This window comes from Lactobacillus sp. UMNPBX16, from assembly GCF_002553775.1.
Taxonomy (GTDB): Bacteria; Bacillota; Bacilli; order Lactobacillales; family Lactobacillaceae; genus Lactobacillus; species Lactobacillus crispatus.
This window is the reverse complement of the sequence record NZ_PCYU01000004.1, coordinates 1-12,076: the sequence shown is the minus strand read 5'-3', so window position 1 is coordinate 12,076 and position 12,076 is coordinate 1. Positions and strand designations below refer to the sequence as shown.

Genomic DNA, 12,076 nt, shown 5'->3' with positions numbered 1-12,076 from the left:
ATTAATTTACCTTATTTTCTTCGCTTTGGCAAGTCTTGCTCTTCGTTCGGATTTTTAATATGAATATTTCAATATCAAACGTATCTTAATACTATTATTCGTATCTATAATAATTTAAAAAACATTTAACTTGATTTTCTCTGCATTCTTCAAATTGTTCGAACATTACTTTGTGAAAATTAAAAAAACTTTTTTTAAATTTTTCAACAAAAAAAGTCTGAGATTCTTCTCAGACTCATTTTAGACACCATACTTGCGTCGAATATCGCGCTTCTGGTCTCTTTCTTTAATTGTTTGCCGTTTGTCATATTCCTTTTTACCTTGGCCAACACCAATCAATACCTTGGCAAAGCCATGTTTTAAATACACTTTAAGTGGAATAATTGCAATACCACGCTCTGATTGTGCTTTGGCCAAACGTGCAATTTCTTTTTTATGCAAAAGAAGGCGCCGACTACGTAGTGGTTCATGATTGTACCGATTGCCTTGCTTATATTCACTAATATGAACATTTTCTAGCCAGGCTTGTCCGTTGACGATCTGCACATAACCATCCCGCAAGTTGATTCTTCTAGCTCGTACAGACTTAATTTCGGTTCCAGTTAAAGCAATTCCTGCTTCCAATGTTTCCTTAATAAAATAGTCGTGTCGTGCTTTTTTATTTTGTGCAATTAAATTATCTTCTTTTTCTTTTTTCATTAAGATCAATCCCTAATGTTTAAAATTTCTCCGACCTCCACGGTTTCCATTACCTCGGCCACGGCCATGATCGCTGTGATTATTAAACTGACCACCACGGCGTCCGTGATTATTGCGAAAGCCACGGTTTCCACGACGACGATTATTCATTCCGCGATCGTTATGCTCATGCTTAGGCGCATTAGGATCATATATTTCAAAGTCTAACTGATGTTGTTCAACGTTAGCATTAATCAAGGTTACCTTAATTGGCATCCCTACCTTATATTGCTTATGAGTACCTCGACCAGTTAGCGTCAATGATTTTTCATTAAAACTGTAAAAATCATCAGTCAAATTCGAAATATGGATTAATCCCTCAATCGTATTTGGTAATTGAATAAACATCCCAAAACTAGTTACCGAAGATACTACCGCGTCAAAGTGTTGCCCCACTTGATCGGCCATATATTCTGTCATCTTCAAGTCATTTACTTCACGTTCAGTATCAATTGAACGTCTTTCTTGCGTTGAAGTTTGTTCTGCAACATCTGGCAAGTAACTAGCAAAATGCTTTTGCACTTCTTCATTAGTCCCCTGGTCTTGATATGCATGGATCATCCGGTGCACCATCAAGTCAGAATAACGTCTAATTGGTGAAGTAAAGTGAGTATAGTATTCTGCAGCTAAGCCAAAGTGTCCCAGTGCTTCTTCTGAATAATGCGCTTGCTTTAAGCTACGTAGCATCATCATTTGTACTACAGCTTCCTCTGGAGTATCTGTAGTTTTAGAAACTACTTTTTGTAAATCAATTGGCTTAACGTTATTTGGATCCGCATGAATATTCAAGCCAAATGCACTACAAAATTCAAAGAAAGTCTTGATTCTTTCGGCATCTGGTGTTTCGTGAACACGGTACAAGAATGGAACATGCTTTTTGAAGAAATCTTCGGCCACGGTTTCATTAGCCATTAACATAAATGATTCGATCATCTTTTCGGCAGTACCACGTTCATGCAAAATAATATCTGTTGGCTTGCCTTGATCATCAACAATAATCTTTGCTTCTGGTTCTTCAAAGTCAATAGCACCACGTTCATGACGTTGTTTATACAAAGCAGCATGCAAATCTGCCATTTCTTCAAGCATTGGTCGGAGTTTAACATACTTATCCTCCAAACCATTCATTTCGCCCTTAAGAGTTTTGTTAACCTTGTTGTAGGTCATTCGACCATGTGAGCGCATGACAGAAGGATAAATTTTATAACCTACTCTTTTACCTTCTGGCGTAATTTCCATGTCACATGACAAAACAAGCCGGTCTACGCCTTCATTTAAGGAACAAATTCCATTGGAAAGTCTAAATGGCAGCATTGGAATTACCCGATCAACTAAGTAAGTACTGTTGCCACGAGCAAATGCCTCTTCGTTCAACGGCGTATTTTCTGTCACATAGTGAGAAACGTCCGCAATGTGAACACCAAGGTGATAATTGCCGTTAGGTTTTTTCCATAAAACTACAGCATCGTCAAAGTCCTTAGAATCATCCCCATCGATAGTGACTGCAGGTTGGTCAGTAATATCTACTCTACCCTTTTTTTCCTCTTCAGTAACATGATCAGGAATAGCATTAGCTTGCGCCATTGCATCTTCAGGCCATTCAGTTCTTACATCATGTGCTGCCACAATTGACATAATGTCAACACCAGGGTCATTTTTATTACCAATAATGTTGACTACTGCACCAGTCATTGACTCAGGATTTTCCTCATCTGGATAATCCTTAATTGAGACCTTAACCATATCGCCCATTTGAGGGATCAAGCCATTTTCAGACAAATAAACTCGGTATTTATGCAACTTTTTATCGTTACTCAAAGCATAGCCGATAAAATGACTGATTTTTCTTTGTTCATCAGTTAGCGGATGAAATTCACCAACTAACGTTTCCAAACCATGTTCAAGGATCTCTTCAACTTGACCTTCTGGTCCTTTACCATTCCAAGGATTACCACCAGCAGTGATCTTTACTTTTACTCGGTCACCATTAACGGCATACTTGGTATAATCTGCGGCAACAAAGACGTCGTCCGCATTTTCATCATCTAATCTAACAAAGCCAAAGCCTTTATCATTAGCTCTGAATTCACCTTCAACTTCAGTATTTTCTTGAGCTAATTGGTATTGTCCTTTGCCATCTGTAATAATCTTTTTATCGTGCTCTAAAAAAGAAAGAGCCTTAATTAATTCAGTAAAATTACCTAATCTATCACGACGTGCTTCACGTTCAATTTGATCTACACGAAATTGTTTTTGTGGATTATGGCGAAAAATTTCTAAAACGCCGGCCAAAATTTTTTCGTTTTGTGCCATGCAGTTATTCTCCGATCTTTAAATTTAATAAAAAAAGCCTCCCCATCATATTTTGATCGGGAGGTACAAAATTTATTTTGAAGACATATAAGCTAAGATAATAGCAAAGACGAAAAAGAGTACCAATAAAACTGAGGTTACCTTTTCCATAAATGCTTCAAAACCACGTTTTTTGGTTTGCCCACTAAAAACGGCACCGCCAGATAAGGCGTTCAATGCATCTTGTTGTTTTTGTGGCTGCATCATTGTTGCAATGACAATTAAGATTGAAACAATGATTAGTAGCGTCATAACTAAATTATACAATGCGCTGCCTCCAATACACACATACGATTTACTTACCAAGTTTATCACAAATTACTAGTTTTTGCAGTTATTTTTTTAGTTCAGGCGCATCTGTCTTGAAATCTTTTTGCGTCGTTTTACGATGATTTTGATACCACAGTGAAGTTTTGCTTGGATTATCAAACAAACGTTTTAAAGATGGCGCCTTGTTATAGTCGTAATCCTTCGGCTTGACTCTAGTAAACCATTTTGGTTTATAGAATCGGAGCAGATTGCCATTAATTACACGATCTGACAAAGACAGCTGTGTAGTTACGGTGTTAGAAATTGCAGTTAATTTTTCTTTTAATTTCTTATTAGGTTTGATCCTTTCGCCCGTCTTGGTGTCATAATAATCGCTACCCACCTTAGAATATTCCGGAGTGATAAAGTCACCATTTCTTTGTGCTACAATTTGCGGTGCATTTTTGCTTAGCAAGTCATAGCCAAATTGGATCGTATCTTTGTCTTTGATCCCCAGCAAGTTCAGTAAGGTTGGTAAAACATCGATTTCACCGCCGTAGGTGTGATTAATGCCACCCTTTAGTCCTTTCATATGGAACATCAAAGGAACTCGCTGGAACTGCAAATTATCAAAGTCATTAAACGAATCTTTCTTAAGCAATTCTGCACTAGCCTTATGGTGATTACCTGAAATCCCATAGTGATCACCATAAAATACTACTAGTGTCTTCTTATCTAGGCCCGTCTTCTTCATCCAACGCATAAATTCACCAATTGCTTGGTCTAAATAATGCGCGGTCTGCACATAACCATCAACTGTTTCATCCCCAGTATTCGTTTTATCAATCGTCTGATTCTTTTTATCGATATTATACGGATAGTGGTTCGTTACAGTAATCATCTTTAAATAAAATGGTTGTGGTAAACGCTCAATGTACTTGATTGACTGATCAAAGAAAATTTTATCTTTTAAGCCATATCCGATATAGTAGCTTGGTTTGTTCTGATAGAAAGACAGTGGCATAAAGTATTGGTAGCCAAATGACTTATAAGCATTATTTCTATTCCAGAAGGAGCCAGCACCACCATGCATTACAGCAGTAGTATAACCAGCTTGTTGATGCAAAATGGCTGGAGCACTTTCAAAAGTATTAGAAGTACCATACGTAGACATTGCACTACCTGATTGTAGTCCGTATAAAGAATTTTCAAGCATCATTTCGGCATCAGAAGTCTTGCCTTGTCCTACTTGATTAAAGAAATTATCAAAACTAATGGTGTCTTTTTGATGATAAATCTTATTCAGATTTGGCGTTACCTCTTTACCTTTCCATTTGTAGCCAATCAGAAATTGTTGAAAACTTTCCAAATGGATGATTAACACATTTTTTCCTTTAGCCACGCCGGTGTAAGCGGGATTAGGTTTAACGTAATTTTCTTTTAAATAGTTTCTAACAGACTTCAAATCAGAAACATTAGCTTTGGCCATCTGTGCACTAGTTTGTGCTGTCTTATAGCCATCATAAATAGCATATTCATTGATTCCCAGATATTTGACGATGTAATTATTATCAAAAGTTCTCGTCAAAAGTCCAGAACGATCATTTTGGGCCATCAATAAATTCAGTCCCATTAAGCTGACAGCCAAAGCCTCAATTAACAAATTAACTTTTAGCTTCAGTGGACGAACATCCATCTTAATTACTTTGGTCGCCAATAACACGATAATTACAGCAATATCAGCAAAAGCTAAAAAATCGCTAGCTAGTGTAATTCCTGCAATACTTTTACCCAAATTATCGGAAGTCGAGCCGGATGTCTTAATAATTGAAAATGACAAAAAGTTTGAAAATTCACGATAATATAAAATATTGGCAAATAACCACAGTGTTAGCAAAAAATCGATAACTAAAATAATCCAATAGGATTTACGTCCTTTAAAAAATAGCCCAATTCCCAGCAAAAGCATCCCTGAAGGAATCGGATTAATCAGCAATAAAAATTGCTGCATTGGACCAACTGCTCCTAAATTAAACTTAGTTAAATAGATAAAATAAGTTTTAAGCCAAAACAAGACTAAAACAATCGTAAAAAAGCCTAACTTAGTCTGTGTCAGCCACCTAAAAAAAGATTTAGTGTGTTCCACGCGCTTCTGCTCCTCTCATTACGGTAATTTATCTTACTACGAAATTTAGTAAGACACCGTTGTTTTAATAAAAATTAATCATTTTTTGTGCTTTTTATTTTTTTCGGCTTAAAAATCCAGCCTAAGATGCCGAGAAGCATACCGAAAAAATATGTTGAAAAGCGCCAAATAAACATAGCCAAAATTAACGCACCATGTGAAGAAATGAAGGTGGAGAATAACGTTTGGAAACTATATTCTGCCCCTCCTGACGCACCTGGAATAGGAATGATCGCCATAAACATGATAATCATTATATTCATTTGCGTAACTTGATACCAAGAACAAGGTACATTTAGCGCTGTTAATACCATAAATGGAATGGAGTAAAAGAAAAGTAGCTGCAATACTGTTAAAAGCGAGGCAACAAATAATTTCTTCTTTTCTTTTTTTAGTTTCTGACTCTCTGCATAAAAAGTATCAATCTTTTCTAAAGTAGCCTTACGCCACTTCTCAACTCGTTCCTTTTTCATCATTTTTGCCAACAAGTCCATTAACCAATTAGTTGCCTTTTTAGTAAAACGATAAGCAAACATAATTGCCAGCAAAAAGATAATTGAACTAACATGAATCAAAAAGCCAATTGCAATAAAAATTGCTAAACCAGCGAACTTAGTCATTACCATGTGAAAGCCAAAAATAATTGTAAATACATAGGCAAACAAAACAACGATCTGATAAATAATAAATTTCATCAGCAAAATTGAGGTGGAACGGCCACCTTCCATGCCCATTTGAATCATTGCGGCTAGCTGTGATGGTTGTCCACCCGTGGACATTGGTGTAATTGCATTAAATAGAGCTTGAATAATTGGAATTCGCAAAAACGACCAAGCTGACCTTTTAGGCTCTTTCTTTCGATGAGCTAAAGTAGCTAAGATACCGGCTTCACATACATAGGACAAAAGCATTAAAGCAAAAACCATGATTAATGCAAAAATATTCAGGCCATGAGCTGCCCGTAATATTTCCGATATCGGTGTAGCTTTTAAATCTGCATATAGCACAAAGGCACTGATTGCTAAAACAACCAGAATGCCCCACAAATGTTTTTTATTCATTAATGTATTTGGCCTAGCTCTTTTCCTAATTCATATTGCTCATGATAAAATTCGTCCCAAATTTTAGCTAAATGATCTTCTGAATACTGTTGACTTGCCTTACGCGATAATTCGCTGTATTTCTGCAAAGTTTGTGGATTGGCAACTACTTTTTGCAATACTTGATTCATTTCGCCAAAATCTTTCCCGCTTAGATAATAGCCATCGATAATTGCCTTATAAAGATCAAGGTCACGCAATAATACTGGTGTTCCACAACTGAATGCTTCCAAAACTGACATTGGGAACAATTCATCATATGATGGAAGAACAAATAAGTCTGCAATATTTAAATACTTAACTAACTTCTCTCGCTCTACAATTCCCGCAAACGTCATATTCTTAGGTGGATTGTCAACCATTTCTTTGTAATGATCATAGCCATCAGTGATTTTGCCAAACGAAAAACCGCCTGCCCAGATAAATTGAATATCAGGATTAGCTTGTGCCATCTTAACAAAGTCATCGATCCCCTTGCGTTCCTGTACTTGACCATCACCAAAAACAACAAATTTATCAAGTGGAATTCCTAATTCATGACGAAATGCGTTTTTGCTGGCCAATGATTCTTCATAAAATTCTGTTTTTGAAACAAAATTAGGAATATATCTAACCTTGTTCCGATCAATTCCATAGTTAACCAACTTATCAATAAAGATTGGATTAACTACAACAATTTGATCCATGCGTTTATAAAAATCAATTACATATTGATAAAAAACTTTTTTAGCTACGCCTGGCAACTTAATTGAGCCTTCTAATGTATCTGGTAAAAAGTGAACATAGCCAATCTTCCTGCCACGTGCTGGTGAAAAACTATTTGCGTAATAGGTTGGATTAATCGTGTGATAATGCGTTAAATCGCTATTGCCATATTTGTTAATCGTTACATAAAATTCGTCTACTAAGTGCGTCCTCAGAAGTTTAATCAATTCATTATAAGCTGAACCTACACCCTGTCCTTTAACAGAATCAGCTTGCGAGAACATATTAATTCTAATCATTTAGTTCCTCTTTTTAGTCTCCTCATCATGCTTAGTTTGATAGTGATCAATTGCATACTGATAAAAATCAGACACATTTTTAGCAAATTGATCAGCTGAAATCTTCTGTAATTTATTTTGCAAAAGTTCCTGCGGGATTCTTTTCGTCCCTTGCTTAAGCAAAGTAATAATCTCTTCTAACATTTCTTGTTGTGTAGTAAATGTCTGCCCAAAAATATCTTGATCAAAAATGTTTTCGGTATAGTCTGTGTCATAAACCACACATGGCGTACCTGCAGCTAGAGCCTCAATATAAGTCAACCCCTGTGTTTCTGTATCACTAGCTGAAACAAAAAGATCAGCCATTCGATAATAATTACCAACATCGCCATGCTCTACATTACCGACAAAAATAACGTAATTCTCTAGTGTTAATCGCTCTACCTGATCCTTTAACACATCAACATCAGGGCCATCACCTGCGATAACAAATTTCACATTAGGAAATTCATCAATAATTTCAGGCATTACGTTCAAAATATGATTAATCTTTTTTTCGGCTGCAATTCTACTTAAGGTTAAAATTACAGGCGCATCTTGATCAATTCCAAGTTCTTGCCGCACATCACGTTGAATATCGTTGTTCATGCCCTGCAAATCTACTCCAGTAGGAATCACCCTAATTGGTATTTGAACGCCATAGCGCCGTAATAATTCTTCAACTCGGCCACTAGGAGCAATACATCCATCCATATTTTTCAAATAGCTTTTAACAAATTGTCTAACATGATATGGACGAAGCAAATGCCCATTTAAAATATAGTGCAAGTAATCTTCATACATCGTATGGTAAGTGTGGATAGCAGGAATATCTAATTGATGAGCTACATATTTGCCAATAGTACCTAATGCAAATTCAGTTTGAGTATGAACTATATCAAGATTGACTTCTTTAGCTACTTTGGTTGCTTCAAATAGTCCTCTAAATGCTATTCTCCGATCGGTAAATGAGACAAAAGGAATACTGCTAAAACGAAATACATTCGGTTCTACAGTTCCTTTTTTCACGTTCGGATCAGTAGTAGTAAAAATAAATACATTATGTCCCTGCTTTTCCAACGCTTCTTTTAACGTTTTAATTGAAGTAGCTACGCCACTTATCTGGGGAAAATATGTATCGGTATAAAGACCAATATTCATTTGAGTACCTCCATATGTAGCATTATAAAGATTCCTGTATTCATGTGCAATTTATATAATAAAATGCTAACATTTTAAAATAAAAAAAAGCAATCCAATAATTGGATCGCTTCATAATAATAGCGGTGATCGGGGTCGAACCGATACGTCCGTAATGGACACCAGATTTTGAGTCTGACGCGTCTGCCAATTCCGCCACACCGCCATAATATTAAATTTTAAAATAATCAACTTATTCGGTTGATAAGGCGGAGGTCGGATTTGAACCGACGATTAAGGTTTTGCAGACCTCTGCCTTACCACTTGGCTACACCGCCATAAGTTATGAAATTATTTAGAATTGGGATAGCTGGATTCGAACCAGCGCATGTTAGAGTCAAAGTCTAATGCCTTACCACTTGGCTATATCCCAATACTAGGGCGGAATGTGGGAATCGAACCCACGCATGCTGGATCCACAAACCAGTGTGTTAACCCCTTCACCAATTCCGCCATGAAGGTAAACAGGGATAGTAGGAATTGAACCCACACTAGCGGTTTTGGAGACCGATGTACTACCTTTATACGATATCCCTATTATGGAGGAGGGTGGATTCGAACCGCCGAACTCAGAGAGAGCGGTTTTACAGACCGCCGCGTTTAGCCACTTCGCTACTCCTCCAGATGATGGCGCGGGACGGAATCGAACCGCCGACACAAGGAGCTTCAATCCTTTGCTCTACCAACTGAGCTACCGAGCCATCTTACGGTCCATATGGGATTTGAACCCATGATCTCCTCCGTGACAGGGAGGCGAGATAAACCACTGCTCCAATGGACCAAATTGCGGGAGCTGGATTTGAACCAACGACCTTCGGGTTATGAGCCCGACGAGCTACCAGACTGCTCCATCCCGCGATATTCAATTAAGGAGGATGTGGGATTTGAACCCACGCGCGGCAGAACCGCCTAACGGTTTTCAAAACCGTCCCCTTAAGCCACTTGGGTAATCCTCCATTGCTTAATGCCAAAAAATTAAATTGTGGCAATGACCCGTACGGGATTTGAACCCATGTTACGGCCGTGAAAGGGCCGTGTCTTAACCACTTGACCAACGGGTCATGTAACTCACTCAAGAGCACTTTATTATAATAACTAATCACATTTCAAAAGTCAAGAACTTTTTATTTATTTTTTTAATTAGCTATTACTATTGTGATCTCTCAATCACAACGTATTTAATATTAATAGATATTCAGTCAAAATGCAAGTACTTTTTTATTTTTTTGTTGTAAAACATTTATATCTATCTTAATACTTCAAATTAGCTAGAGCAAAACAGCTTCTCTTATCTTTAATTAAATGATCTTTATAAATTGTTCCATATTAAACTGCTTCTTTATATCACTATGAAATCCCCCACAAAATTATTTTTTTAATATAGATCATACAAGAAGAAATTTAAAACAATCGGCTCTCCCTATGTTATATACACGATTATTGACTTGAATCAATGTCCAAGACTTTTACCTAAAAGAAGTGTAATAATTGCCATTAAGTCATTCAAAATAATATGCATTTAGGTTTATCAATAACTCAAAATTAAGGTTTTAACATCTTATGACGTGTTTTCAATGCAGAGAGAACTTAACGAACTCATCTCCTTCCATCCACTATACATATGGTTGCATATAAGACGATACATTTGTAATTCCTTACTGTTTCAGCAGGTATTTACTCCTTTGTAAACGTCCCATACTCATAATATCATTGCTACTGGCTCTTAGTTCTAACACTTTCATCGGACTAAGAATGTCGCTCGGTACACAAAAAAACTGCTCTAGAAATTAATCTAGAACAGTTACTTTTCTATATAGCGGAGACAGAGAGATTCGAACCCTCGCACCGGAATAACCCGATCTACACCCTTAGCAGGGGCGCCTCTTCAGCCACTTGAGTATGTCTCCAATGGGCCTAAATGGACTTGAACCATCGACCTCACGCTTATCAGGCGTGCGCTCTAAACCAGCTGAGCTATAGGCCCATATAAAGCGGGTAACGAGAATCGGACTCGCGACTAAAGCTTGGAAGGCTTTCGTTTTACCACTAAACTATACCCGCACCTAATATAAAATGAAATGGCGCGGGACGGAATCGAACCGCCGACACAAGGAGCTTCAATCCTTTGCTCTACCAACTGAGCTACCGAGCCATCTTACGGTCCATATGGGATTTGAACCCATGATCTCCTCCGTGACAGGGAGGCGAGATAAACCACTGCTCCAATGGACCAAATTGCGGGAGCTGGATTTGAACCAACGACCTTCGGGTTATGAGCCCGACGAGCTACCAGACTGCTCCATCCCGCGATATTAATATAAAAGCCACATTATGGACCTTGTAGGACTCGAACCTACGACAGGACGGTTATGAGCCGTCTGCTCTAACCAACTGAGCTAAAGGTCCAAGCTTACAATTATAGCGGCGGGGGGGATCGAACCCTCGACCTCCCGGGTATGAACCGGACGCTCTAGCCAGCTGAGCTACACCGCCAAAATGTAACCAATCACCATTAGATTACAATCGGGAAAACAGGATTCGAACCTGCGACCCCCTGGTCCCAAACCAGGTGCTCTACCAAACTGAGCCATTTCCCGTTATATGCGCCCTGAAGGATTTGAACCTTCAACCTTCTGATTCGTAGTCAGACACTCTATCCAGTTGCGCTAAGGGCGCATCATCAATGCCGGGGATCGGAGTCGAACCGATACGGTTGAAACCAACCGCGGGATTTTAAGTCCCGTGCGTCTACCAATTCCGCCACTCCGGCGTGTTGATGAAAGCGGAAGACGGGATTCGAACCCGCGACCCCCACCATGGCAAGGTGATGTTCTACCACTGAACTACTTCCGCGTAATATAAATGCCGATTATACGACTTGAACGTACGACCCCCTGTTTACAAGACAGATGCTCTACCAACTGAGCTAAATCGGCATATTGTCAATATGTGGTTGGCAATACGGGTGGTGGGACTTGAACCCACACGTCCGAAAACACTAGAACCTAAATCTAGCGCGTCTGCCAATTCCGCCACACCCGCATATATAGGGTCATGAGCCGTGAGGGACTTGAACCCTCGACCCACGGATTAAAAGTCCGTTGCTCTACCAACTGAGCTAACGACTCGATATGGAGGATACAGGGCTCGAACCTGTGACCTCCTGCTTGTAAGGCAGATGCTCTCCCAGCTGAGCTAATCCTCCATATTGAGCACGGCAGCTTCCTTTC

The 12,076-nt window shown here is 38.5% G+C and carries 7 protein-coding genes and 27 tRNA genes; all 34 read right to left on the bottom strand.

What is annotated here, in order from left to right:
- Positions 1-240: 240 nt before the first annotated feature.
- Positions 241-699: an SsrA-binding protein SmpB gene (gene smpB, locus CP367_RS00950; protein ID WP_005721136.1), complete on the bottom strand. Its 459-nt coding sequence runs from the start codon at positions 697-699 to the stop codon at positions 241-243.
- Between the two features lie 12 nt (positions 700-711).
- Positions 712-3,051 carry a ribonuclease R gene (gene rnr, locus CP367_RS00945; protein WP_065990326.1) on the bottom strand — a complete coding sequence of 780 codons (2,340 nt, stop codon included), beginning with the start codon at positions 3,049-3,051 and terminating at the stop codon, positions 712-714.
- A 72-nt stretch (positions 3,052-3,123) separates the two neighbouring features.
- Positions 3,124-3,357: a preprotein translocase subunit SecG gene (gene secG / locus CP367_RS00940; RefSeq protein ID WP_005722499.1), complete on the bottom strand. Its 234-nt coding sequence runs from the start codon at positions 3,355-3,357 to the stop codon at positions 3,124-3,126.
- Positions 3,358-3,424: 67 nt separating this feature from the next.
- On the bottom strand, positions 3,425-5,485 hold the full coding sequence (locus CP367_RS00935; RefSeq protein ID WP_089146232.1) for an LTA synthase family protein: 2,061 nt from the start codon (positions 5,483-5,485) through the stop codon (positions 3,425-3,427).
- A 74-nt stretch (positions 5,486-5,559) separates the two neighbouring features.
- Positions 5,560-6,585: a lysylphosphatidylglycerol synthase transmembrane domain-containing protein gene (locus tag CP367_RS00930; protein ID WP_057726955.1), complete on the bottom strand. Its 1,026-nt coding sequence runs from the start codon at positions 6,583-6,585 to the stop codon at positions 5,560-5,562.
- Positions 6,585-7,628 (bottom strand): glycosyltransferase family 4 protein, encoded by a 1,044-nt coding sequence (locus CP367_RS00925; protein WP_005721128.1) that lies wholly within the window; start codon positions 7,626-7,628, stop codon positions 6,585-6,587. The genes CP367_RS00930 and CP367_RS00925 overlap by 1 nt, the downstream gene beginning before the upstream one ends.
- Complete coding sequence (locus CP367_RS00920) at positions 7,629-8,807, bottom strand: glycosyltransferase family 4 protein (protein ID WP_089146231.1); 1,179 nt, start codon at positions 8,805-8,807, stop codon at positions 7,629-7,631.
- A gap of 120 nt (positions 8,808-8,927) precedes the next feature.
- A tRNA-Leu gene (locus CP367_RS00915) sits at positions 8,928-9,012 on the bottom strand.
- A 41-nt stretch (positions 9,013-9,053) separates the two neighbouring features.
- Positions 9,054-9,124 (bottom strand) — tRNA-Cys (locus tag CP367_RS00910).
- A 23-nt stretch (positions 9,125-9,147) separates the two neighbouring features.
- Positions 9,148-9,219: transfer RNA gene (locus tag CP367_RS00905), tRNA-Gln, on the bottom strand.
- 7 nt (positions 9,220-9,226) lie between these two features.
- Positions 9,227-9,299, bottom strand: a tRNA-His gene (locus CP367_RS00900).
- Positions 9,300-9,311: 12 nt separating this feature from the next.
- Positions 9,312-9,382: transfer RNA gene (locus tag CP367_RS00895), tRNA-Trp, on the bottom strand.
- Between the two features lie 4 nt (positions 9,383-9,386).
- A tRNA-Tyr gene (locus CP367_RS00890) sits at positions 9,387-9,468 on the bottom strand.
- A 6-nt stretch (positions 9,469-9,474) separates the two neighbouring features.
- Positions 9,475-9,547 (bottom strand) — tRNA-Phe (locus tag CP367_RS00885).
- A gap of 6 nt (positions 9,548-9,553) precedes the next feature.
- Positions 9,554-9,627: transfer RNA gene (locus tag CP367_RS00880), tRNA-Asp, on the bottom strand.
- A 3-nt stretch (positions 9,628-9,630) separates the two neighbouring features.
- A tRNA-Met gene (locus CP367_RS00875) sits at positions 9,631-9,704 on the bottom strand.
- Positions 9,705-9,715: 11 nt separating this feature from the next.
- Positions 9,716-9,802: transfer RNA gene (locus CP367_RS00870), tRNA-Ser, on the bottom strand.
- Positions 9,803-9,835: 33 nt separating this feature from the next.
- A tRNA-Glu gene (locus tag CP367_RS00865) sits at positions 9,836-9,907 on the bottom strand.
- 756 nt (positions 9,908-10,663) lie between these two features.
- A tRNA-Ser gene (locus CP367_RS00860) sits at positions 10,664-10,753 on the bottom strand.
- A gap of 2 nt (positions 10,754-10,755) precedes the next feature.
- Positions 10,756-10,830, bottom strand: a tRNA-Ile gene (locus CP367_RS00855).
- Positions 10,831-10,836: 6 nt separating this feature from the next.
- Positions 10,837-10,907, bottom strand: a tRNA-Gly gene (locus tag CP367_RS00850).
- 18 nt (positions 10,908-10,925) lie between these two features.
- Positions 10,926-10,998 (bottom strand) — tRNA-Phe (locus tag CP367_RS00845).
- 6 nt (positions 10,999-11,004) lie between these two features.
- Positions 11,005-11,078 (bottom strand) — tRNA-Asp (locus CP367_RS00840).
- A 3-nt stretch (positions 11,079-11,081) separates the two neighbouring features.
- A tRNA-Met gene (locus tag CP367_RS00835) sits at positions 11,082-11,155 on the bottom strand.
- Positions 11,156-11,178: 23 nt separating this feature from the next.
- Positions 11,179-11,252, bottom strand: a tRNA-Ile gene (locus CP367_RS00830).
- A 13-nt stretch (positions 11,253-11,265) separates the two neighbouring features.
- Positions 11,266-11,339: transfer RNA gene (locus CP367_RS00825), tRNA-Met, on the bottom strand.
- Between the two features lie 30 nt (positions 11,340-11,369).
- Positions 11,370-11,443, bottom strand: a tRNA-Pro gene (locus CP367_RS00820).
- Positions 11,444-11,448: 5 nt separating this feature from the next.
- A tRNA-Arg gene (locus CP367_RS00815) sits at positions 11,449-11,522 on the bottom strand.
- An 8-nt stretch (positions 11,523-11,530) separates the two neighbouring features.
- Positions 11,531-11,616 (bottom strand) — tRNA-Leu (locus tag CP367_RS00810).
- A gap of 11 nt (positions 11,617-11,627) precedes the next feature.
- A tRNA-Gly gene (locus CP367_RS00805) sits at positions 11,628-11,699 on the bottom strand.
- Positions 11,700-11,709: 10 nt separating this feature from the next.
- Positions 11,710-11,782: transfer RNA gene (locus CP367_RS00800), tRNA-Thr, on the bottom strand.
- A 24-nt stretch (positions 11,783-11,806) separates the two neighbouring features.
- Positions 11,807-11,888: transfer RNA gene (locus CP367_RS00795), tRNA-Leu, on the bottom strand.
- 13 nt (positions 11,889-11,901) lie between these two features.
- Positions 11,902-11,974 (bottom strand) — tRNA-Lys (locus CP367_RS00790).
- 4 nt (positions 11,975-11,978) lie between these two features.
- Positions 11,979-12,051 (bottom strand) — tRNA-Val (locus CP367_RS00785).
- Between the last annotated feature and the right edge of the window lie 25 nt (positions 12,052-12,076).